Below are 22,279 nucleotides of genomic sequence, written 5' to 3' on the forward strand. Positions count from 1 at the left end.
ACTACCCTGGAATTTTCATACGGCATGCCGGTTCTCACGCAGCAAAGGTGGACATCCCCATGATGCGTCTCTGTGCTGTTTTGGTTCTTTCCCTGTGCGGCGGCCTGCTTTCAGTGCACGCCGCGCCTGCGCCGCACCCCCATTGGAGTGTGGGCTTTCATCGCATGAGCGTCCTGGACCCGCTGGATTCGCAGCCGATGAAGGCCATTGCGTTCTACCCCTCCACCGACACCGAGCACACCACGACGTTGGGCGCCTACCATGTGGCTGCCGGCGAAGACGCGAAGGTTGCCATCGGCCGTTTCCCGATGCTGATGTTGTCCCACGGCAATACCGGCACGCCGCTGGCCCTGCATGACCTGGCCACCTCGCTGGCGCGCAAGGGCTTTGTGGTGGTGGCGGTGCTGCACCCCGGTGACAACTACAAGGATCACAGCCGCCTGGGCACCGTGAGCAATCTGTATGGCCGGCCGATCCAGATTTCCCAGGCAATCACCGCGACGCTGGACGACCCGATGTTGTCGCCCTTCGTCGACATCGACCAGGTGGGCGTGATCGGCTATTCGGCCGGCGGTGAAACTGCGCTGATCCTGGCGGGGGCCAAGCCGGATTTCGAGCGCCTGCGCCGCTATTGCCAGCAGCGCCCGGAGGACCGTGACGCCTGCACCACCAAAGGCGAACTGGTGGTCGACCGTGACGACTTGCAGCCCCAGGCCGACCCGCGCATCCATGCGCTGATGCTGATGGCGCCGCTGAGCCTGATGTTTGGTCGCCACACCCTGGCTGACGTGCACGTACCGGTGCTGCTCTACAGTGGCGATGGCGACAAATTGGTGGCCGTGGACAAGAACGCCGCCGCCCTGGCGCGCAAACTGCCGGAGCCGCCGGACTTCAAACTGTTGGCCGGGGCAGGGCACTTCGTGTTCATGGCGCCGTGCGACAGCGACCAATTGGCGACGATGCCGGCCATCTGCACCGATGCCGACGGCGTCGACCGTGAGGGCATCCATCGCGATCTGGTCTCCGAGGCCGGGCGCTTTTTCAGTCACACCCTCGGCGAGGCCACCCGTGCCGGGTTACAGACGGCCGATCAGTAAGCGCGACGCTTGAGCAGCACGGTCAGTGCCAGCGCCGTGACAGACAGCAGCGCCGCACAGAAGAAGATCCAGCCATAGCCGAGGTTCAGCGCCACCGCGCCCATCAACGGGCCGGCAATCGCCAGGGCCAAGTCGAAAAACACCGCATACGCACTGAGCCCGGCGCCACGGCTACTGTCCGGCACGCGCTTGATGGCCTCGACCCCGAGCGCCGGGTACACCAGTGACAAGCCGATGCCGGTCAACCCCGCGCCAATCAACGCCACGCCGGTCGACGGCGCCAGCCACAACAGCGTAAGGCCCAGGGTCTCGATGAGCATGCAGGCGATGGCGGCGGTGAAGCCGCCCACGCGGCTGATGGCGGAAATAAACACTAGGCGCGACGCGATAAAACACACGCCAAATACCGTCAGGCAGTACGCTGCGCCGGTCCAGCCGCGATTGAGGTAGTACAAGGTGATAAAGGTGGTCAGCGTGCCGTAGCCAATCGAGGCCAGGCACAGGCTGGCGCCAAACGGCGCGATACGTCCGAACACCGCCCAGAACGGCAGGCGTTCGCCGCGCACCACCGGCACCGAGGGTTTGTTGCGGATCAGCACCAGGCCCAGCGCGGCCAGCCCTGTCAGCGCCAGGCCCAGGCTGGCGAAGCCATAGTCGGCCACCATCACCACCCCCAGCGGCGCGCCAATGGCGATGGCGCCGTAGGAAGCGATGCCGTTCCAGGAAATCGACCGGGCCGTGTGTTCAGTGCCGACCGCGCCCATGCACCAACTGATGGTGCCCACGCCAATCAAGCCCTGGGCCACGCCCAGCAACAGCCGACCGGCGATCAGGATGGTCAGGCTCAGCGCCGGCAGGTCCTCCAGCAACACCGCGATAAACGTCAGCACGCCACTGATCAGGATGCCGGCCAGGCCCAGCACAATGGCGCGCTTGGTGCCGACGTTGTCCGACATGCGCCCGGCCATCGGCCGGCTGAGCAAGGTGGCCAGGTATTGCGAACCAATGGTGACCCCGGCCACCACGGCGCTGTAGCCCAGGTGTTCGTGCACATAGCCTGGAATTACTGCAATCGGCAGGCCGATGCAGATGAAGGCAATGAAGGTGTAGAAGACGATGGAGACGATCTGCAGGGTGATCGACAGGGAGGAGGGGGCGGCAGGCATGTGAACTCGTTCGCTGGCGGGCGGTGCGGCCATGATGCCACTGCGCTGTTCAATGTGGGAGGGGGCCTGCTCCCGATAGCGGAGTGTCAGTCAATGGATGTATTGACTGAACCACTGCCATCGGGGGCAAGCCCCCTCCCACATTGGAGCCTGTTTGGCCGCAGCTATGCGCTGTTCTTAGAACACCACGCCCTGGCTACGCAGGTAATCGTCATAGGTGCCGCTGAAGTCGATCACGCCGTCTGCGCTCAACTCGATGATGCGGGTAGCCAGGGACGATACGAACTCGCGGTCGTGGCTGACGAAGATCAGCGTGCCCGGATAGTTCTCCAGCGCCAGGTTCAGCGCTTCGATGGATTCCATGTCCAAGTGGTTGGTCGGTTCGTCCATGATCAGCACGTTCGGCTTTTGCAGGATCAGCTTGCCGAACAGCATGCGGCCTTGTTCACCACCGGAGATCACTTTTACCGACTTCTGGATTTCGTCGTTGGAGAACAGCATGCGGCCCAATGTGCCACGAATCATCTGCTCGCCCTGGGTCCACTGGCCCATCCAGTCGAACAGGGTGAGGTCGTCTTCGAAGTCATGGGCATGGTCCTGGGCGTAGTAGCCCAGTTCCGCGGCGTCGGTCCACTTGATGCTGCCGGCGTCCGGGGTCAGTTCGTTGACCAGGGTGCGCAGCAGGGTGGTCTTGCCGATGCCGTTCGGGCCGATGATCGCCACGCGCTCGCCGGCTTCAACCTGGAAGCTGAAGTCTTTGAACAACGGTTTGCCGTCAAAACCTTTGGCCATCTTCTCGACCATGACCGCCTGGCGGTGCAGCTTTTTGTTCTGTTCGAAACGGATGAACGGGCTCACACGGCTCGAAGGCTTGACCTCGGCCAGTTGGATCTTGTCGATCGCCTTGGCGCGGGAAGTGGCCTGCTTGGCTTTCGAGGCGTTGGCCGAGAAGCGGCTGACGAAGGACTGCAGCTCGGAGATCTGCGCCTTCTTCTTGGCGTTGTCCGACAGCAGTTGCTCGCGGGACTGGGTCGCCACGGTCATGTACTCGTCGTAGTTGCCCGGGAACAGGCGCAGCTCGCCGTAGTCCAGGTCAGCCATGTGGGTGCACACGCTGTTCAGGAAGTGACGGTCGTGAGAGATGATGATCATCAGGCTGGAGCGCTGGGTCAGGATGTTTTCCAGCCAGCGAATAGTGTTGATGTCCAAGTGGTTGGTCGGTTCGTCGAGCAACAGCACTTCCGGGTCGGAGAACAGCGCCTGGGCGAGCAATACGCGCAGCTTCCAGCCGGGCGACACTTCGCTCATCGGGCCGAAATGCTGTTCCAGGGGAATACCCAGGCCCAGCAGCAGCTCACCGGCGCGGGATTCGGCGGTGTAGCCGTCCATCTCGGCGAACTCGGTCTCCAGCTCGGCCACGGCCATGCCATCTTCTTCGCTCATTTCCGGCAGCGAGTAGATGCGGTCGCGTTCGGCCTTGACCTTCCACAGCTCTTCGTGGCCCATGATCACGGTGTCGAGCACGGTGAATTCTTCGTAGGCGAACTGGTCCTGGCGCAGCTTGCCCAGGCGCACGTTCGGCTCCAGCATGACCTGGCCGCCGGACGGTTCGAGGTCGCCGCCGAGGATTTTCATGAAGGTCGACTTGCCGCAACCGTTGGCACCGATCAAACCATAGCGGTTGCCGGCGCCGAACTTGACCGAGACGTTCTCGAAGAGCGGCTTGGCGCCGAACTGCATGGTGATGTTAGCTGTGGAGATCAATTACTTTACCTATCAATGGGTTGCGAGCGTGACGGCAGGAGCCTTCAGGCATGCGTCAACAGCGACATCGAGGCGCGAAACCCGGTCGCTGAGCGCAAAATCTGGAATGTGTGTTGGAATTTGGCGCGCATTGTCGCATATGTCAGGCGACAGGTGTATGGCGAGCGAAGGATGGTTTTGCCAGTGTCTCGGGCATGGCCAGCCCTACCAGCAGCAACGCGACGGCCGCCACCCCGGCCAGGGTCAGGAAGGCGGCGTCGTAGCCGGCCATTTGCACCACGAAGCCTGCCAGGCTGCTGCTCAGCGCCGCGCCCAGGCCAAATACCGTGGACAGCGCGCCGAGGCTGACATTGAAGCGGCCGGTGCCTTGGGTCAGGTCCTTGACGATCACGGGGAACAGCGCGCCGAAAATGCCCGCGCCGATGCCGTCGAGCATCTGCACGGCAACCAGCCAGTAGGGGTCGCTGGACAGGGTATAAAGCACGCCGCGCAACGGCAGAATCATGAAACCGGCCAGCAGCAGCGGCTTGCGCCCCCAGAGGTCGGCCTTGGCCCCCACCAGCATAGCCGTCGGCACCATCACCAATTGCGCGGCGACGATGCAGGCCGAGGTCAATGGCGTGGCCATCTGCAGGTTGATCTGCGACAGCTTCTGGCTGACCAGCGGCAGCATCGCGGCATTGGCCAGGTGAAACAGCGCACAGCAGATGGCGAACAGCAACAAGGGGCGGTTGGCGAGCAAGACGTTCAGGCCCGAGGGCTGCTCATGGTCAGTATGATGCGCGGGGTCGAAGCCCCGGGCCACCTCATGGTCGATCGCCTTGCCCGGCACGCAACCGACCGCGATGACACTGGCGACGGCCATAAACGCCATCAGGTAAAACACCACCACCGGCCCGAATAGATAAGCCAAACCCCCGGCCAGCAATGCTGCCACGGCGTTACCGGCGTGATTGAAGGTTTCGTTGCGTCCGGTACGCCGAGTAAACGCGCGCGGCCCGGTGATGCCAAGGGAAATCGCGGAAATCGCCGGGGCGAACACCGACGCGGCGATGGCGCTGGCGGCCTGGGTCAGCGCCACCCAGCCAAACGAACTGACGAAGGGCAGCATCAGGCAACTGAGCGTGACCAGCAGCGCGGCAAGTGCAATCACCGCGCGTTTGCTGCGGGTACGGTCGATCAATGCGCCTGCCGGACCCTGGGTGATCAGCGCGGCAATACCCGCCAGGGTCATGACCACGCCAATGCTGGCCGGGTCCCATTTATGTACCGCCAGCAGATAAATCGCCAAGTACGGGCCCAGGCCGTCGCGCACATCCGCGAGGAAGAAATTCAGGCTGTCCAGGGACAAGGTAATGCGCAGGTCTGAATGATGGGCCACGATGCAACCTTCCAGGGCGCTGTCCAGGGGCCGGACACGCGTTGGGCTAGTGACCTGCGCGCCTGGCGATAAGTTTCGCGCTGGCCCAGGGCGTTTTTCTGCGCGCAAAAAAAAAGCCCGCACATAACGGCGGGCCAAGGGAATCACTGGAGTAGGTAGGCTTCACCCTATAGGCCTGAAAGTGAAGGCCTTGTGAAAATGCGGTGATCAAAGCGGATAAGAGCGCCGTTCATGCCCGGCGTACGAAGGTGCGCATGGTTTGCCCCGGGCCGGTACTGAACACGGTGGGCCGGGGCATGCCTTCATCGGCAGCGATAAATACAAAATGATCGCCTTCGAGCCGGTAGCTGGCCGGTAACGACTTGCCGGCGTCCGCGCCGATGGCGTCCACCCAGGTAATGCTCTTGGGCGTGGTGTCGGCGTCCAGGACAAAACGCCCCGCCAGCAAGAGATCGCCCTCCACCGTGACGACTTCAAACGTGTCGCCGCTGATCCTGGTGAGGGCACCTGGCGCGCTATGTGCATCGGCAGGGTTGAGTACGCCATTGTCTTCCAGGGCGGTTTGCACCCAGGCACCTTGCAGGGCGTGGTAATCCGTGACTGAAGGGGATGACATGCAACTTCCTTTTGCTGAAGGGGGAAGGGGGATTGTATCCGCACAGGGGCAGTGCTTTCAGGTGGCAGGATTTTTTCTTTATAGGACAGCTATTTGACAGCATTTTCATGTTGTATTAGCTACGCTTGTAGCGTGATTAATCCCACATCAAAATATCTTTTTGGCTACACATCGACATAAAGCAGAAATAATCCTTAAATACGCGGGATTTTTCGTCAGACTCAGTAGTCAGATTGCCATTGGTCCGCCGTGCTCAGGGCGTTGTCCCTGATTTGAAGCTTTTAGGGTTTCTTCGAGTGATGGCCTTTTAGTATTAATTAAGGTGTGCTTATTTTGAATCGTACTTCCCCGCCTGCGCCCGCTGTAGCGTCTGATGAAATTGATCTGTTTGAATTGTTTCACGCCATCTGGCGACAAAAAAAGCTGATCGTGGGGTGTACGGTTCTGGCGGGCGTTCTAGGTGCGGGGTATGCCTTCCTGGCGCCCAAGACCTACGAGGTCAGCAGCGTGCTACGGCCTGCGGCGATCAACGAGCTGGACGCGTTGAACCGCTCTGAAGTGTATAAATTGCCCCCCGCCGATGCGTTGCTCAAAGTGGGCGCGCAGTTGGACTCCTACGAGGCTCGCCTTGGGTTCTTCAAGGATCACGAGGAATTGTTCAAGGCGTTTCAGAAACCGGGGCAAACCCTGGAGCAGAGTTTTGAAGCCTTCAATCGGAACTCGGTCAATCTGATCCTGCCGGACCCGAAGAAGTCCGACTCGCTGAGCAACTACATCCGTCTGGAATTGCAGTACCCGACCGATGTTGATGGGGTGAAAATTCTCAACGGGTTTGTCGACTACGCCATTGCCGCAGAGCGTCAGCAGGTCGGCGCCGACCTCAAGGTGATCGTGAACAACCGGCTGGCTGAGCTCAAGGGCAAGATCGACGCCGCCCGGGCCAACTACGACACCGAAAAGGAATCGAAAATCGCCAAGTTGCTCGAGGCGGACCGTCTCAAGCGCGCCCAATTGCAGGACGAACTCAGCGCCCTGCGCTTGCAGATGAAAATGGAGCGGACCAACCGCCTGGCGGAATTGGCTGAAGCCATCGGCATCGCTCAGTCCATGGGGATCAGGACACCGACCACGCCATCCTCCATGGCCGACTCCGCGCGAACCGGCTCGAGCCAGGTGATGCGCACCGAAGTCAACAATCAGAAAATTCCGCTGTACTTCATGGGTACCGAGGCCCTGGAGGCCGAACGCGCCGCGCTGCAAAAGCGCACCAGCGATGACTTCACCAATCCGCGTATTGCCGAAATTGGCAAGGAGCTCCAGCTGTTGGACGCCAACCGCGAAGTTGAAGTGCTGCGCAAACGTGGCAATGAAGACATCTTCCTGCAGGACGTCGAGCCGCTTCGCGCCGAAGTCGCCAGGTTGCGTGGTTTGAACATCGACATGAGCAACCTGAAGCTGGTGACAATTGACCGTCGCGCCCAGGAGCCTCTGGCACCGATCAAACCGAAAAAAGCTCTGGTCATTGCGTTGAGCCTGGTGGGCGGGTTACTGCTCGGGCTGATGGTCGCGCTGGTCCGCCACCTCATGTTTACCCAGCGTGGTGCGGTACCGTATTCGGCATTGGAAGACAGCAGTTTTTCACGCCGTGAACGTAAGGACGATCAGCTTTAAGCCGTAGCGACGTCTCTGGCCGGCGGGTCCTGGGGGCCCGCCTGCGCAACCTCCCCAACACACTCAGTGGACAGCTTTTCACAATTCTTAGTTAACCTTTGGTTACAAAGTATGGCTAAATAACGGCCAATGGTCACACATCGGAGGGTCCTCCAGCCGGTCGTGTCGCCTGTATGTGAATTGTGATTTCAGGTGCTGCTTATCCATCCTCGGCCGTTGTGGGCACGCAGGAGCAGCCTGTTCTCTCCCTGACGTGTGACGAATCCCTTGAAACTCATCATTGTTGCTCTCTACGTTGCCTCCATCGCGTATGTACATTTGCGTGGCCGGGTGCGACACAAGTTGGGCCGCCAGCTCAGCGACCACTCGACGTTCCTGGCGCCGATCAACTGCTTCCTGTATCTGTTCTCCAAGCAACCCAGTCGCCCCTATCTGTCGCCCAGCGATTTTCCGGACCTGAGCCCGTTGCAGGCGCACTGGGAAGAGATCCGCCAGGAAGCTCAGAACCTGATGCGCGCCGGGGAGATCAAGCGCTCGGAGCAATACAATGACGTGGGCTTCAACTCGTTCTTCAAGTCCGGCTGGAAGCGCTTCTATCTGAAGTGGTACGGCGACAGCCATCCTTCGGCGATGAAGCTGTGCCCGCGCACCACCGAACTGGTGCAAAGCATCGGCTCGATCAAGGCCGCGATGTTCGCCGAGCTGCCGCCGGGCTCCAAACTGGTGCGTCACCGTGACCCCTATGCGGGCTCCTACCGCTATCACCTGGGGCTGGATACCCCAAACGATCCGGGCTGCTATATCAATGTGGACGGCGAGAGCTATTACTGGCGCGACGGCGAGCCGGTGATGTTCGACGAGACCTATATCCATTACGCGGAAAACACCACGGCCCACAACCGCATCATTCTGTTCTGCGACATCGAGCGGCCGATGAAATACCGCTGGGCAGCCGCGTTCAACCGCTGGTTCAGCCGCAATGTGATGGCCGCTGCGGGTTCGCCCAATGATGAAGGCGACAAGACCGGCGGCCTCAACCGCGCCTTTACCCGCTTGTACAAGATCCGGCTGCGCGGCAAGGAGCTGAAAAAGCGCAACCGCACGCGCTACTACCTGGAAAAGTGGGCGATCTTCGCTGGCCTCGCGCTGATCTTCATCCTTATCTGAGCCCCACCCATGGCGCGGATCAGTTCGGTGGCTTCGCGCCCAGCTTGTCCCACATCTTCTTGCTGATCTTCTGTCGATTGGCATAGCCGGCCCAGGGGTCGGCCTGCAAACTCTGCAAGCGTTCGTGCAGGTTGGCCACTGTCCATTGCTGGGAACTGCGCAATCCATTCAACTCTTCCCGGCTGACCGGTACCGAAACCGGCAGGCCGGGTCGCGCCCGCACGGAGTAAGCGGCAACCGTGCTGGCGCCCCTGGCGTTGCGCAGATAATCGATGAAGATTTTGCCCACGCGGTTTTTCGGGCCGCTGGTGGCCGTGAAGCGCTCGGGCAATTGCTGGGTCATGAATTGGGCAATGGCCTTGGCGAAGGCTTTCACGCTGTCCCAGTCGTCTCGCCGGGCCAGCGGTACGATCAGGTGCAAGCCTTTGCCACCGCTGGTCTTGACGAAGGCTTGCAAGCCCAATTCATCCAGCACCGAGAGGGTCAGTTGCGCAGCTTCCAGCATGGCCTTCCAGGGCAGGGCGGGGTCCGGGTCGAGGTCGAGTACGAACAGGTCGGGGGTTTCGATCTTGTCCGTGGTGGCGCCCCAGGTGTGCAGCTCGACCGTGCCCATTTGCACGGCGCCGACCAGGGCGTCTGCAGTGTCTATTTCCATCAGGCGTGCATGGCCGGGGTCCAGGGCCTGGTCCAATTGCTTGATGTGGGGGATCGTCATGCGTTCGATGTGCTTCTGGAAGAACTGTTCGCCTTCGATGCCCTCCGGCGCCCTGAGCAGCGACACGGGCCGGTTGCGCAGGAACGGCAGGATCCATGCGCTGGTGTCGGCGTAGAACTGTGCCAGTTGCTGCTTTTGCGTACCGCTCTGCTTGTCGATGACGCGATCAGGGTGGGTGATTTTCAGGTCCTTCACGGTTTTCACCTGCTTCTCGGTTTTTTTCGCCGCAGGCGCCTTGACCGATTTGGCCGCGCGCGGCAGTTCGTGAATGATCTGCGCGGCCGGCTTGTCGGTGCGCATGCCCACAAACGCGGCCTGGCGCACCACGCCTTCACGGGTCCATTCGGCAAATTGCACCTCGCCGACCAGGCTCGGTTCGACCCAGTGCACGCCACGCGCCTGGGCGCTGGTCAACGGCTTTTGCAGTGGCGAGTCGTCGCGCTCGAGCGCGGTGAGCTGGGTGTAGATAGCTTTCAGCGATGCCTGGTCGAAGCCGGTGCCCACGCGCCCGGCGTATACCAGCCCGGCGTCGTCGTTGACCGCCAACAGCAGCGCGCCAAACCCGGTGCGCGAGCCTTGGGGGCGGGTATAACCGACAATTACGAACTCCTGGCGCAAGCGGCATTTGAGCTTGATCCAGTCGTCACTGCGCCTGGACACATAAGGGCTGCCGGCACGCTTGCCGATGACGCCTTCCAGGGCCAGGTCGCAGGCGCTTTCGAAAATGTCGTGGTGGTTGGCCGCAAACGCTTCGGAGAAGCGCAGCAGCTTGCTCTTGCTGGCGGACAGCGCGGATTTGAGCGCGGCGCGACGCGTTTCGACCGGGTCTTCGCGCTGATCGCGGCCATTCAGGAAGGGCGCGTCAAACAGGTAATAGACGATGTCGAGGCTGCGGCCGATGTCGAAGGCATTCTGCAACGCCTGGAAATCCGGCAGGCCGTCGCCGTTGAGGCTGACCACCTCGCCGTCCAGCCAGCTGTCCTTGAGCTTGAGCGCTTGCAAAGCCTTGGCCTGACGCGGCAGGCGCTCGGTCCAGTCGTGCCCGTTGCGGGTGAACAGGCGCACTTCACCTCCCTGGATGCGCGCGAGGATGCGGTAACCGTCGAACTTGATCTCGTACTGCCAGTCACCTTCGGGTGCCCGATCGACCAGGGTGGCCAGTTGCGGGGAGAACTGCTCGGGCACGGCGGTGGCCTGCTTGCGCGTGCTCGCCTTGGGAGCTGCCTTGGGTGCCGCTTTGGTTTTTGCCTGAGCCTTGGCCTTGGGCTTGCCGACCACCGCGTCGCTCAGCACGCTGGCGGGTTCGGCCTGGACGATATCGTATTCGGCGATGGGCCGTGCCTGCTGGTCCTTTTCCTTGATCAGCAGCCATTGTTGCTTGTCGCCGCTGCCCTTGAGCCGGGTGCGCACCAGGGTCCAGTCCCCCGAGAGTTTTTCGCCGACCAGGCTGAATTTGAGTTTGCCGGCCGCGTAGGCCTTGTGCGGATCGTCATGGGGTTGCCAGATGCCGCGGTCCCACACGATGACATCCCCGGCGCCGTATTGGCCGGCGGGAATACTGCCCTCGAAGCCACCGTAACTCAGCGGGTGGTCTTCAACGTGGACCGCCAGGCGCTTCTGGCTCGGGTCCAGGCTCGGGCCTTTGGGCACCGCCCAGCTCAACAGCACGCCGTCGAGTTCCAGGCGAAAGTCATAGTGCAGGTTACGCGCGTCATGTTTCTGGATCACAAAGCTCAAGGCCGAGGCTTTGCGCTTGCTGGCCGGTGAGTCGCCGGCGGGTTCGGCGGTGATCCCGAAGTCGCGTTTTCGGTTGTACTCGCTCAGGGGCTTTGCCATGTCGTTCTCCAGCCAATGGCAGGCTCAAGAGGCCTTTTTGTTGGACTTCTTCGCAGCGGGTTTTTTCGCCGCAGGTTTGCCCGCAAGGCTGCGCTTGAGCAGTTCCGTCAGGTCGATCACATCGGCCGATTTGCGCTCTTCGCTGCCTTCGGTCGATTCCACGTCTTCGATCTTGCCGGCCTTGGCCTTTTTCTCCACCAGCGCCATGATTTTTTCCTGGAAGCTGTCGCGGTACTCCTCGGGTTGCCAGTCGGCGCTCATGTCTTCCACCAGGCGCTTGGCCATGTCCAGCTCGCCCTTGGCCAGGGTGGGTTTGGTCACATCGCTGCCCAGCTCCAACTCATCCAGGCTGCGCACCTCGGCGGGCCAGCGCAGCATGACCAGCACCAGTGCCGACTCCAGCGGCATCAAGGCGGCAAGGTGCTGCTTGGTATGCAACACCACATTGGCCAGGGCGACCTTGCCGGTTTTTTTCAGGGTTTCGCGCAGCAGCGCGTAGACCTTGCCGCCGCGTTTATCCGGGGCCAGGAAGTAGGGCGTATCGATGTTCTGCAGGGGGATCTGGTCGCTGGCGACAAAGGCGATGATTTCGATGGTCTGGGTCGACTTGGGGTGGGCTGAGCGGATCTCATCTTCGCTGAGCACCACGTAGCGGCCTTTTTCGTAAGCTACGCCCTTGACGATATTTTCCTTGGTGATTTCCTTGCCCGTGGCCTTGTTGATGCGCTTGTAGCCCACCGGGTCCATGCTGCGTTTGTCCAGCCAGTCAAAATCGACGCCTTGGGCAGACGTCGCCGACACCAGCGACACCGGGATGTGAACCAAACCGAAACTGATGGCGCCTTTCCAGATTGCCCGGGGCATAAGTGCATCTCCTACAAAGATAAGTCTGTGTTCTGGTGACTCGTGGGCCTGGGCAAAAGTTTCGGCGAGCAGATGCTCGGACAGATCGTGTTACACCTGATGAGCAACTATTTAATGTCGCCAGACGAACCCCTGGGGTAGCGTGTTATCGAAAGCACGTACTCCTCGGCATAGAGAGGCATCGTCATGAACCGTTATGTGCGTCATCTTGCAGCGCTGGTTGCAGTGCTGGCCTCGGGCCTGACCCTGGCGCCACTGGCCCAGGCGCAAAACCTGCCGGGTCGTTACGACTCCAACAACAGCCCTATCCACCGGGCCAACCCCAACAGCATGCAGGGCACCCAGCCCAATGCGCCGGCCGTTCGCGGTATCCAGACGGCGCCGACCCAACCTCGGCCTACCGTGGAAAACGGCGGGATTGGCAACAGCTATCCCAAGCGTGACGCCGCGCCCAGTCGCCCGAACACCGAAACCAAAGCTCCCACCTATGATGCCAACGGCAATCGCCGGTAAGGATCCGTCTTATGTTTCTACGCAAAACCCTGCTAGCCGCTCTTTGCGCAACCACGCTGCTGCCAATGGCTGCGGTTCAAGCCGCCGATGCACAACAGTTTCCCAGTGAGCAAGGCAGCATTACTGCGACGCCGGTCACCAAGGGCCTGAATCGCCCCTGGGCGGTGGCATTCCTGCCGGACAGGCAAGGTTTCCTGGTGACCGAATTGCCCGGCCAACTGCGCTTTGTCAGCCCGGACGGCAAGCTGTCCGCGCCGTTGACCGGCGTGCCCCAGGTGTGGGCCAAGGGGCAGGGCGGTTTGCTTGATGTAGTGCTGTCGCCCGACTTCAAGCAAGACCGCATGGTCTACCTGTCGTACGCCGAAGGGGGCGGCCAGGACGGCAAGGCCGGGACCGCCGTGGGGCGAGGGCGTCTGGCCGATGACTTGAGCGGCTTGAAGGACTTCACGGTGATCCTGCGCCAGGAGCCCAAGCTGTCCACCGGCAACCACTTCGGCTCGCGCCTGGCGTTTGACCGTGACGGCTACCTGTTCGTGACTCTGGGCGAAAACAATGTGCGGCCCACCGCCCAGGACCTGGACAAGCTGCAAGGTAAAGTCGTACGCATTTATCCGGATGGTCGCGTGCCCGACGACAACCCGTTTGTTGGCCAGCCTGGGGTACGCCCCGAGATCTGGTCCTACGGCCAACGCAACCCACAGGGCCTGGCGTTGAACCCCTGGAGCGGGACGATCTGGGAAAACGAACATGGGCCACGGGGCGGTGATGAAATCAACATCATCGAACGCGGCAAGAACTACGGCTGGCCGTTGGCGACGCACGGCATCAACTATTCCCTCACGCCGATTCCCGAGGCCAAGGGCAAGACTGCCGAAGGCACCGTGGCGCCGCATCATGTGTGGGAGAAGTCACCGGCGATCAGTGGCATGGCGTTCTACGACGCCGACCGTTTCAAGGCCTGGCAGCACAACCTGTTTATCGGCGCGCTGGCCAGCAAGGAGCTGATCCGGCTGCAGTTCGATGGCGACAAGGTCGTCCATGAAGAGCGTTTGCTGGGTGATTTGAACGCGCGGATTCGCGATGTGCGGCAGGGGCCGGATGGCTACCTGTATGTGCTGACGGATGAGGATGATGGGGTGCTGTATCGAGTTGGGCTGAATCAGGACTGAGTAACAGCCGCGCGGATCGTTCCCACGCTCCCGCGTGGGAATGCAGCCCCTGACGATCCGCGTCACCTGTGCGTATTAGGGACGCGGAGCGTCCCGGGAGGCATTCCCACGCAGAGCGTGGGAATGATCGGGCTACAGACTTAATTCGGACAATCCCGGATGATCATCCGGCCGCCGTCCCAGCGGCCAGTGGAACTTGCGTTCACTTTCCTTGATCGGCAAATCGTTGATGCAGGCAAAACGATTGGCCATCAGGCCGTTTTCGTCAAACTCCCAGTTTTCATTACCGTACGAACGAAACCAGTTACCGGAGTCATCGTGCCATTCGTAGGCATAGCGCACTGCGATGCGGTTGCCGGTGAAAGCCCATAACTCCTTGATCAATCGATAATCCAGCTCTTTGGCCCATTTGCGCGTGAGGAAGCCCTTGGCCTCTTCGCGGTTATGGGCAAACTCGGCGCGGTTGCGCCACTGGGTATCCAGCGTGTAAGCCAGTGACACCCGTTGTGGGTCGCGTGAGTTCCAGCCGTCTTCGGCCAGGCGCACTTTTTCAATCGCCGACTCGCGGGTAAAGGGCGGCAGGGGTGGGCGGACTTCTGGGTTAGAGGACATGGAACGGCTCCTGAAAAGTTATGAAAGTGCATCGACAGTAGTTCAAAGCCCCAATAGGGTCCGCGCCATCGCTTGCGCAGTATCGGCAGCCGTCGAATCGCCCATCACCAGGGCAACGGTAATGGCGCCATCGATCAGGATCAGCAGCTGCGCGGCCTGCCGCTCCGGGTCGGGGGTGCCATGTGCTTGACACAGTTCAAGTGCGTACTCGAACAGTTTCTGTTTGTGGGCCTTGGCCAGCAGGCGTACCGGGGCTTGCGCGTTGCCGGTTTCGCCACTGGTATTGATAAAGGCGCAGCCGCGAAAATCCGCCGAGCCGAACCAGCTTTTCAGCGCGCTGAACAGCGCCAGCAGGCGTTCGCCACTGTCTTCATGGCGCTCGACTTGCGTGCGCAGCCAGCGCATCCAGCGTTCGTCGCGACGCTGCAGGGCGGCAATCACCAGCTCATCTTTGTTGCTGAAGTAGCGATAAATGCTTTTTCTCGAGACGCCGGCGGTTTTCACCAGCAGGTCCATGCCGGTGGCGGCGATGCCGTGGCGATAAATCAACTTCTCGGTCACGTCGAGAATAATGTCGCGGGTTTCATTAAGAGTCATATCGTTCATGCCTCAGACAGTAGAACGATCGTTCTTCTTGGTCAATGGGCATTTTTCCCTGTGCGCCGACGAGACCTGAGCACCCCCATGGTGTAAGCTTTGGGCCTCTTCGGATTCGACCCATTGCGAGCCTTATGCCGTCGTTCTTCAAACGCTCCCTGTTGCCTAAACTGCGCGGTTTCCCGCTGTCCACCGATGCCATCGAGGTGCTGCCCAGCGCCGATGCCTATCGGCGTTGCCTGCTGGAAAAAATCCCCCAGGCCACCCGGCGCATCTACATCGTTGCGTTGTACTTGCAGCAGGATGAGGCGGGGCAGGAGATCTACGACGCACTGCACGCCGCCAAAGCCGCACGGCCGGCGTTGGACATCGTCGTGTTGGTCGACTGGTTGCGTGCCCAGCGTGGCCTGATCGGCGCCGGCAAGCAGCCGGGCAATAGCGCCTGGTACCAGGCCATGACCCAGCGACACGCCAGTGAAGTGCCGGTGTACGGCGTGCCGGTACAAACCCGCGAGCTGTTCGGCGTGCTGCACCTCAAGGGGTTTGTGATCGACGACACGGTGCTGTACAGCGGCGCCAGCCTGAACAACGTGTACTTGCACAAATTCGACAAGTACCGCTTCGACCGTTATCACCTGATCCACAGCCAGGCGCTGGCCGACTCCATGCAGCACCTGGTGGAACATGGCCTGGTCGCGTCCAAGGCGGTGCATCGCCTCGACCTGCCCAACCCGCCCACCACCCGCAGCCTGCGCAACGACATCGGTGACCTGCGCAGCCGCCTCAAGCATGCGGCGTATGACACCAGCGCCGGGCAGTTGCCCAATGGGCACTTGCAGGTCAGCCCGTTACTCGGCGTCGGCAAGAACAACCCGCTCAGCCGGGTGATCCTCGAGCTGATCGCCAGCGCCCAGCAGCAACTGACTATCTGCACGCCGTACTTCAACCTGCCGCTGCCGGTGACGCGCGAGATCAACCGGGCCCTGGCGCGCGGGGTGAAGATCGACATCATCGTCGGCGACAAGACCGCCAACGACTTCTACATTCCGCCCAGCGAACCCTTCAAGGTGATCGCGGCGTTGCCGTATCTGTATGAAATCAGCCTGCGTCGCTTTGCCAAGCGCCATCAGCCGATGATCGACAGCGGCCAGTTGAACCTGCACCTGTGGCACGACGGCGACAACAGTTACCACCTTAAAGGCCTGTGGGTCGACCAGCGCTACACCCTGCTGACCGGCAACAATCTCAACCCCAGGGCGTTCCGACTCGACCTGGAAAACGCCTTGCTGATCGATGACCCCCAGGGCCAGTGGCTGGCGCCGCGTGCGCAAGAGCTTGCGCATATTTTCCAGCACACCACGCGCATTGCCGGCTACCAACAGCTGCAGACGCTGGTGGATTACCCGGTGGCGGTGGGCAAGTTCCTGCGCCGGGTCAGCCGGGTACGCATCGAGCGGTTGCTCTACCGGATCCTGTAAAACCACCAGGCACACAAAAACACCCAGGCTCTTCACGGGGCCTGGGTGTTTCTGTGTGTGGGGCGCTTAGTTCAGGCCCAGCTTGCCGCGCAGCATCGACAGGTCTTCAGCCAAGGTATTGACCGGGCCCACCAAGGCCTTGCGGTCGTTATCCTTGACCTTGTCGTAGGTCTGAAAGCCACCGTCCGGGGTCTTGTACTTGGCCAGGATCTTGTCCACGGTGGCGAAGTTCTTGTCGACCTTGGCCAGGAATACCTTGTCTTGTTTCTCGATCTGGCCACGGAACAGGTCAACGATTTTCTTCGCACCGTCAATGTTGCCCTGGAAGTCGTACAGGTCGGTATGGCTGTAGCGGTCTTCTTCGCCGGAAATCTTGGTAGCGGCGACTTCTTCGAGCAGCGCTGCGGCGCCGCCGACAACTTTTTCCGGTGGGAAGGTCAGGCCGTCGACCCGGGTTTTCAGGTCGAGCACGTCGCTGTTGAGCTTGTCGGCGAGGGCGTCGAGGCCTTGGGTGGTGTTTTCGGAGAACAGGCTGTACTCGATGCGGTGAAAGCCGGTGAAGTCTTCGGCCTTCACGCCATTTTCGTGATCGTCGACCCGGGAGTCGATGGAGGCGTCGAGGTCACTGAACAGCTCGGCGATCGGCTCGATGGATTCATAATGCACACGGGTCGGCGCATAGAGTTTCTTGGCGGTGGCCAGGTCGCCTTTTTTCACGGCGTCGGTGAAGGCCTGGGTTTGGGTGACCAATTCACCGATCTCCTCGGTGACATAGATCTTGTAGTCCGACACCGGACCGACCAGGTCCAGCGGCGCCGTGGCGGCAAAGGCGGACAGTGGCGAAAGGGTCATCAGCAACGACAACGCGAGGGTCGACTTCTTCATGGGACGGTATCCGCTCTGAGTGTGTTTTAGGTAGTGGTAAGGTGCGTTGCTGCAAGCAGCGTGCGCCCGATGAAATCGTCGGGCCCCGTGACCCCCGGCAAGGTGAAGAAATAGCCGCCGCCGACCGGCTTGAGGTATTCCTCCAGGGGCTCGCCGTTGAGCCGGGTTTGCACGCTGATAAAGCCTTTCTCCAGGTCAGCCTGGTAACAGATGAACAACAGCCCCATGTCCAGCTGACCGTTTTTATTGACGCCGTTGGAGTAGTTGAACGGCCGCCGCAGGATCAGGTTGGCCTGGGTCTGCGGAGTGCGCGGGTTGGCCAGGCGGATATGGGCATCGAGCTTGGTCAGCTTGCCTTCCGGGTCCTTGCTGTAATCAGGGACCTCGGATTCCTTGTGGCCATCCATCGGCGCGCCGGTGGGTTTGACACGGCCGATGATGCTTTCCTGTTCCTGCAGTGGGGTACGGTCCCAGCGCTCGACGAAGTTGCGGATGATGCGCACCGCCTGGTAGCTGCCGTTGGCCGCCCAGGCCGGTTCGTCACTGCCTGGCTGCACCCACACGATCTGGTCCATGGCCTTGGCGTCGTTGGAATTGGGGTTGGCCGAACCATCGCGAAAGCCCAGGAAGTTACGCGCACTCTGCGCCGGCTCGTCGGGTTTGGCCGGCGCCTGGGGCGGTACGCTGCCTTCCTGTTTCCAGCGCACCAGCAGCAGGTCGGGCAGGTTCTTTACGATGTCGCGCAGGGCGTGGATGTTGGTGTCCGGGGTGTTGGAGCTGAACTGCAGGCTCAGGTCGCCGTGGCACTGCGAAGGTTCCAGCGCATCGTTGGGGAAACCGACCATGCGCGTCAGGCGCTTGGGCTTGGCCGCGCCGAGGCCGAAGCGTTCATCGAACAACGACTCACCGACCGAGACCGTGATGGTGAGGTTATCCGGTGTCACCACCGGGCCGAGGATGCCGGAGTCGGTGGGCGGCAGTTTCGGGTCGACTTGCGGCACCGTGCCGCCGGTCATCAGGAAGGCGATGCGCTCGTTCAAGGTGCGGAACAGGCGCTCCAGGTCTTCACGGTCACTGGCCAGTACGTCGAATGCCACGAGCATGCCGCAGGCGGGACGTGGGGTGACGATGCCGCTCTGGTGCTTGCCGAAGAACGCGTGGTGGTCCTGGGTCTTGTCACTGCGTGGCGCGGTGGTGACTTGCTCGGCGGTCGCCGCCATGGCCGGACAGGTCAAGGTGCTGCCGGCAATCGCCGCGCCGGTGGCGGCCATGCCGAGCAGGACGCGGCGGCGTTGAAGGTCAAATTGTGCTGAATCACTCATGTATGCGTTCGTCTCACTGCAGGCCGGAAAGGCCAAGGGCGGGGTCGATTCCATCGAGTGCGGCGGCCAGGGCCTTGGCCTTGTCGGCGATCTGCTTGCGCTGATCGGCGTTCACGCTGTCATAGGTGGCGTAGCCCTTGTCGACCTTGAAGCCTTGGAGTTCGGCATCAAAGGCGGCGAGGGCGCTGTCGACGTTGGGGAGCAGCTCGGCGGCGGACTTGGCCAACAGCGGCCGCATCAGCGCGACAACTTTGTGGGCAACCTCCAGGTTGGCGGCGAAACCGTTAAGGTCGATGTGGCTGTAGCGTTCCTCTTCACCGCTGTTGGCGCGGACATCCGCCAGGCTATTGAGATTGCGCACAACAATGCTCACCAGTTGCTCCGGCGGCAGGGATTGGGCCAGCAGCTGTTGCTTGAGGGTGCTGACGTCGTTGACCAACCGCTGTGCGACGGGCGCCAGGCCGTCGAGGCTGCGCTGCTGGAACAGGCTGTATTCCAGGCGATGGAAGCCGCTGAAGGCCGGGTCCTGTTCGCGCTTTTCAAAATAATCGGCGCGGGCGTTGATCGCGTTGTCCAGCTCGGCCAGGCGTTGCGATGCCGGCGCCAACCGTTGGTAGGCTTCGCGCGCCGGTACATACAGCACCTGGGCCTGGGCGAGGTCGCCGGCATCGATCGCGTGTTGCAACGCGGTGACCGCCTTCACCAGTGCAGTGCCCTGGCCGCTCAGGTAAACGCGGAACTCCGACAGCGGCCCGATAAAGGCGACCATCGACGGCTTGGCCTTGGCCTGGGCCTCGGATTGCGCAGTCGGCGTGACATGCAAGGTGCCGCGGGGGTTGCTCAGCAGACCGCAGGTGATCGCGTAGTCGCCGGGCTGCAGGTTGGCATTGATCACCTGGCTCAGGCCGGGGGCAATATTTTCCCGCTCTTCGACGACTAGGACGCCATCGAGGATTTCCCATTCCACCGCGCGGTCGGAGCGGTTGATGATGCGAAAACTCGCACGCCCGGCGGGCACCGTCAGGGCGTTGGGCTCGCAAGCGTGGCCGTGGATGGTCACCGCGATCTCATTCTGGTTGGCCTGGCGCTTGCTGGCAGCCAACTGCGCGGCGTAATAGAACAGGCCACCGGCGGCGATCATCACGACCACCGAGCCGGCCACGGCCCAGCGCAGCGCGCGGGACGACGGAACCGGTTGAGGGGTTGGGTTGGACAAGAGGCGGTCCTTACTGGCTGGAGACGGAAGAAGTGGGGGTGACAGGCTTGGCCGAAGGCGACGGCAGAAAGAACATCACCAGCGCCACCACCAGATAAATCAGATAGGCGCCGAGGGTGCTGACGGTCGGCGCTTCCTGATAACCGAACATACCGGCAAGCACTGAGCCCAGCGGGCTGTCCATGGGCAGCGCGGCGCTGAAATCGAACAGCACGGTCTGCAGGTGATTCCACACGCCCGCTTCGTGCAAGGCTTGCACCGAGTTGGCGAGAATGCCGGCCGCCACTACGAGGATGAACAGGCCGGTCCAGCGGAAAAACGCACCGAGGTTCAGGCGCATGCTGCCGGTGTAGATCAGGAAACCGACGATGATCGCCAGGATCAGGCCGAGCAGGGCGCCGATAGGCGCACCCAGGCCCTCGCTCTGCTGGAACACGGCGAGCAGGAAGAACACCGTTTCCAGCCCTTCGCGGGCCACGGCGAAGAACACCATGGCGATCAGCGCGAAGACTTGATGCCGCGAGCCGGCCAATGCGTGGTCGAGGGACGCATGCAGCGAATGTTTGATCGAGCGCGCCACCTTGCGCATCCAGAACACCATGGAACTGAGAATGCCCACCGCGACCAGTCCGACGATGCCTTCGAACAATTCCTGCTGTTTCTGCGGGAATTCGGCACTGACCAGTTCCAGCCCGCCGCCCACCAGCAACGCCAGCGCCGCCGCAAGAAACACACCGATCCACACAGCGGGCATCCACTGGCCGCGCCCGGTCTGTTGCAGGTAGCTGGCGATGATGCCGACGATCAACGCCGCTTCAATGCCTTCGCGCAGCATGATTAAAAAGGGAACAAGCATCGGGCACCAGGGCGTAACTAGATAGGAGGCTAAGTTGTAACATAATGATACTCATTGCCAAACAAGAAATATTGACCTTTGCTGAACGTGGGCTGAACGGTGGTGGCGAAGCGCAACCGCCCTTATCATGCAGGCCACCCGAACCGCAGCCGGATTGCCCAACAGCCCATGTCGGAAAAAGACACCATCTCCATCCACCTCGTGCGCGAAGCCCTGTTGCAGAGCTGTGCGCCGGGCGCGGCTACCGTCGATGCGTTGAGCAAAGTCGGGATTGACCCGGTGCTGCTGGAACAGCCCGGCGCACGCGTTGCCGCCACCTCCTATGCGCGCTTGTGGCGTTTGCTCGCACGGCGCAGTGATGACGAGTTTTTTGGCATGGACCCGCGCAAGCTTAAATCCGGCAGCCTGGCGTTCTTCTGTCGTGCCGCTATGGCACAACCGAGCCTAGTGGCCGGCCTGGAAACCGGCCTGGATTTTCTTTCACTGATGTTTGAGCGCCTGCCTGCCCAGTTGGTGCGCCAACAAAGCCTGGCGGAAATCGTGTTGCTCGAACCGGAGCGCGAGCCCAAGCGCGCGTTCACCTATTTCACCTATTGGATGATCGTCCACGGCGTCGCCTGCTGGCTGGCGGGGCGGCGCATCCCGATTCTGGCCGTCGAATTGCGCTGCGCACGGCCGGACTTTTGTGATGATTACCAAGTGATGTTTTCCGACAACCTGCGCTTTGATCGGCCACGCACCCGCATGATCTTTTCCGCCGAGTGCCTGGACCTGCCGATCAAACGAACCCCACAGGAATTGCAGCGTTTCCTCAGCCACGCGCCGGCCAATATCCTGGTCAAATACCGCGACCCGGAAAGCCTCGCCAGCCGCATCAAGCATGACCTGCGCCACATGCCCCCACACACCTGGCCGGAGACCGACGGCCTTGCCGCCACCCTGTGCATCTCCGCGTCCACCCTGCGTCGCCGCCTGGCAGAAGAAGGGCAGACCTACCAGGGCCTCAAGGACAGCGTGCGCAAGGAACTGGCGATTGTGTGGCTGGCTGAGCCGCAGATCAGCTTCGCCCAGATTGCCGAGCGGCTGGGGTTTGCCGATACGAGTTCCTTTTATAAGGCGTTTCGTAAATGGAGCGGGTCGAATCCGGGGCATTATCGGAGTTTGATTCTTAACGACGCAACGTAGAACAATGATCGTTCCCACGCTCTGCGTGGGAATGCCACCCGGGACGCTCCGCGTCCGCTTTCAGCGAAAACTCAGGCACTTGTGCAATGGTGACGCGGAGCGTCAAGGGATGCATTGCCACGTGGTGCGTGGGAACGATCAATGGCGCGGCTTGAAAGCGTTACGCAGT

19 protein-coding genes are annotated in these 22,279 nt (G+C 61.5%); 7 read left to right on the top strand and 12 right to left on the bottom strand.

Going from position 1 to position 22,279, the window contains the following annotated elements; all coding sequences use genetic code 11:
* Positions 1–59: 59 nt before the first annotated feature.
* The gene (locus C4J85_RS12620) at positions 60–1,097 is read left to right on the top strand and encodes a dienelactone hydrolase (protein WP_124366929.1); all 1,038 of its coding nucleotides are present in this window, start codon (positions 60–62) and stop codon (positions 1,095–1,097) included.
* Here the strand turns inward: C4J85_RS12620 and C4J85_RS12625 are convergent.
* The 4 genes from C4J85_RS12625 to C4J85_RS12640 all read right to left on the bottom strand — a co-directional run bounded on the left by C4J85_RS12625 (position 1,091) and on the right by C4J85_RS12640 (position 6,024).
* Positions 1,091–2,263, bottom strand: a complete 1,173-nt coding sequence (locus C4J85_RS12625; RefSeq protein WP_124407116.1) for an MFS transporter — start codon at positions 2,261–2,263, stop codon at positions 1,091–1,093. The two genes, C4J85_RS12620 and C4J85_RS12625, sit on opposite strands and share 7 nt — an antisense overlap.
* A gap of 177 nt (positions 2,264–2,440) precedes the next feature.
* Complete coding sequence (locus C4J85_RS12630; RefSeq protein WP_124362737.1) at positions 2,441–4,027, bottom strand: ABC-F family ATPase; 1,587 nt, start codon at positions 4,025–4,027, stop codon at positions 2,441–2,443.
* Between the two features lie 142 nt (positions 4,028–4,169).
* The gene (locus C4J85_RS12635; protein WP_124409766.1) at positions 4,170–5,408 is read right to left on the bottom strand and encodes an MFS transporter; all 1,239 of its coding nucleotides are present in this window, start codon (positions 5,406–5,408) and stop codon (positions 4,170–4,172) included.
* A 229-nt stretch (positions 5,409–5,637) separates the two neighbouring features.
* Entirely contained in the window at positions 5,638–6,024 is a 387-nt protein-coding gene (locus tag C4J85_RS12640; RefSeq protein ID WP_124409767.1) for a TIGR03067 domain-containing protein, read from the bottom strand.
* Between the two features lie 333 nt (positions 6,025–6,357).
* Between C4J85_RS12640 and C4J85_RS12645 the strand changes: the two genes are divergently transcribed.
* Together C4J85_RS12645 and lpxO are read left to right on the top strand one after the other, a co-directional pair.
* Complete coding sequence (locus tag C4J85_RS12645; protein ID WP_124409768.1) at positions 6,358–7,695, top strand: Wzz/FepE/Etk N-terminal domain-containing protein; 1,338 nt, start codon at positions 6,358–6,360, stop codon at positions 7,693–7,695.
* A gap of 267 nt (positions 7,696–7,962) precedes the next feature.
* On the top strand, positions 7,963–8,862 hold the full coding sequence (gene lpxO / locus C4J85_RS12650) for a lipid A hydroxylase LpxO (protein ID WP_124409769.1): 900 nt from the start codon (positions 7,963–7,965) through the stop codon (positions 8,860–8,862).
* 19 nt (positions 8,863–8,881) lie between these two features.
* Here lpxO and ligD read toward each other — a convergent pair whose 3' ends face one another.
* Both ligD and C4J85_RS12660 read right to left on the bottom strand, forming a co-directional pair.
* Positions 8,882–11,413, bottom strand: coding sequence for a DNA ligase D (gene ligD, locus C4J85_RS12655; RefSeq protein ID WP_124409770.1), 2,532 nt, complete (start codon positions 11,411–11,413; stop codon positions 8,882–8,884).
* A gap of 24 nt (positions 11,414–11,437) precedes the next feature.
* Positions 11,438–12,277: a Ku protein gene (locus C4J85_RS12660; RefSeq protein WP_124362743.1), complete on the bottom strand. Its 840-nt coding sequence runs from the start codon at positions 12,275–12,277 to the stop codon at positions 11,438–11,440.
* Between the two features lie 186 nt (positions 12,278–12,463).
* Between C4J85_RS12660 and C4J85_RS12665 the strand changes: the two genes are divergently transcribed.
* Together C4J85_RS12665 and C4J85_RS12670 are read left to right on the top strand one after the other, a co-directional pair.
* On the top strand, positions 12,464–12,790 hold the full coding sequence (locus C4J85_RS12665; protein WP_124409771.1) for a hypothetical protein: 327 nt from the start codon (positions 12,464–12,466) through the stop codon (positions 12,788–12,790).
* 11 nt (positions 12,791–12,801) lie between these two features.
* A complete protein-coding gene (locus tag C4J85_RS12670) occupies positions 12,802–13,959 on the top strand; it encodes a PQQ-dependent sugar dehydrogenase (protein ID WP_124409772.1) in 1,158 nt (385 codons plus the stop codon).
* A gap of 132 nt (positions 13,960–14,091) precedes the next feature.
* Here C4J85_RS12670 and C4J85_RS12675 read toward each other — a convergent pair whose 3' ends face one another.
* Both C4J85_RS12675 and C4J85_RS12680 read right to left on the bottom strand, forming a co-directional pair.
* Positions 14,092–14,571, bottom strand: a complete 480-nt coding sequence (locus tag C4J85_RS12675; RefSeq protein WP_124366944.1) for a nuclear transport factor 2 family protein — start codon at positions 14,569–14,571, stop codon at positions 14,092–14,094.
* A 42-nt stretch (positions 14,572–14,613) separates the two neighbouring features.
* On the bottom strand, positions 14,614–15,177 hold the full coding sequence (locus C4J85_RS12680; RefSeq protein ID WP_124366945.1) for a TetR/AcrR family transcriptional regulator: 564 nt from the start codon (positions 15,175–15,177) through the stop codon (positions 14,614–14,616).
* Between the two features lie 125 nt (positions 15,178–15,302).
* Between C4J85_RS12680 and pssA the strand changes: the two genes are divergently transcribed.
* Positions 15,303–16,646: a CDP-diacylglycerol--serine O-phosphatidyltransferase gene (gene pssA, locus C4J85_RS12685; RefSeq protein WP_124409773.1), complete on the top strand. Its 1,344-nt coding sequence runs from the start codon at positions 15,303–15,305 to the stop codon at positions 16,644–16,646.
* Between the two features lie 66 nt (positions 16,647–16,712).
* Here the strand turns inward: pssA and efeO (C4J85_RS12690) are convergent, their stop codons facing one another.
* The 4 genes from efeO (C4J85_RS12690) to efeU are packed head-to-tail and all read right to left on the bottom strand — an operon-like array spanning position 16,713 to position 20,925.
* Positions 16,713–17,531: an iron uptake system protein EfeO gene (gene efeO, locus C4J85_RS12690; RefSeq protein WP_124409774.1), complete on the bottom strand. Its 819-nt coding sequence runs from the start codon at positions 17,529–17,531 to the stop codon at positions 16,713–16,715.
* Between the two features lie 26 nt (positions 17,532–17,557).
* On the bottom strand, positions 17,558–18,853 hold the full coding sequence (gene efeB, locus C4J85_RS12695) for an iron uptake transporter deferrochelatase/peroxidase subunit (protein ID WP_124409775.1): 1,296 nt from the start codon (positions 18,851–18,853) through the stop codon (positions 17,558–17,560).
* Positions 18,854–18,866: 13 nt separating this feature from the next.
* The gene (efeO, locus tag C4J85_RS12700) at positions 18,867–20,069 is read right to left on the bottom strand and encodes an iron uptake system protein EfeO (RefSeq protein ID WP_124409776.1); all 1,203 of its coding nucleotides are present in this window, start codon (positions 20,067–20,069) and stop codon (positions 18,867–18,869) included.
* 10 nt (positions 20,070–20,079) lie between these two features.
* The gene (gene efeU / locus C4J85_RS12705; protein WP_124366950.1) at positions 20,080–20,925 is read right to left on the bottom strand and encodes an iron uptake transporter permease EfeU; all 846 of its coding nucleotides are present in this window, start codon (positions 20,923–20,925) and stop codon (positions 20,080–20,082) included.
* A gap of 168 nt (positions 20,926–21,093) precedes the next feature.
* Between efeU and C4J85_RS12710 the strand changes: the two genes are divergently transcribed.
* Positions 21,094–22,110 carry an AraC family transcriptional regulator gene (locus tag C4J85_RS12710; RefSeq protein WP_124409777.1) on the top strand — a complete coding sequence of 339 codons (1,017 nt, stop codon included), beginning with the start codon at positions 21,094–21,096 and terminating at the stop codon, positions 22,108–22,110.
* The last annotated feature ends 169 nt before the right edge of the window (positions 22,111–22,279 follow it).

Origin of the sequence: Pseudomonas sp. R4-34-07 (genome assembly GCF_003852375.1) — a bacterium.
Classification (GTDB): Bacteria; Pseudomonadota; Gammaproteobacteria; order Pseudomonadales; family Pseudomonadaceae; genus Aquipseudomonas.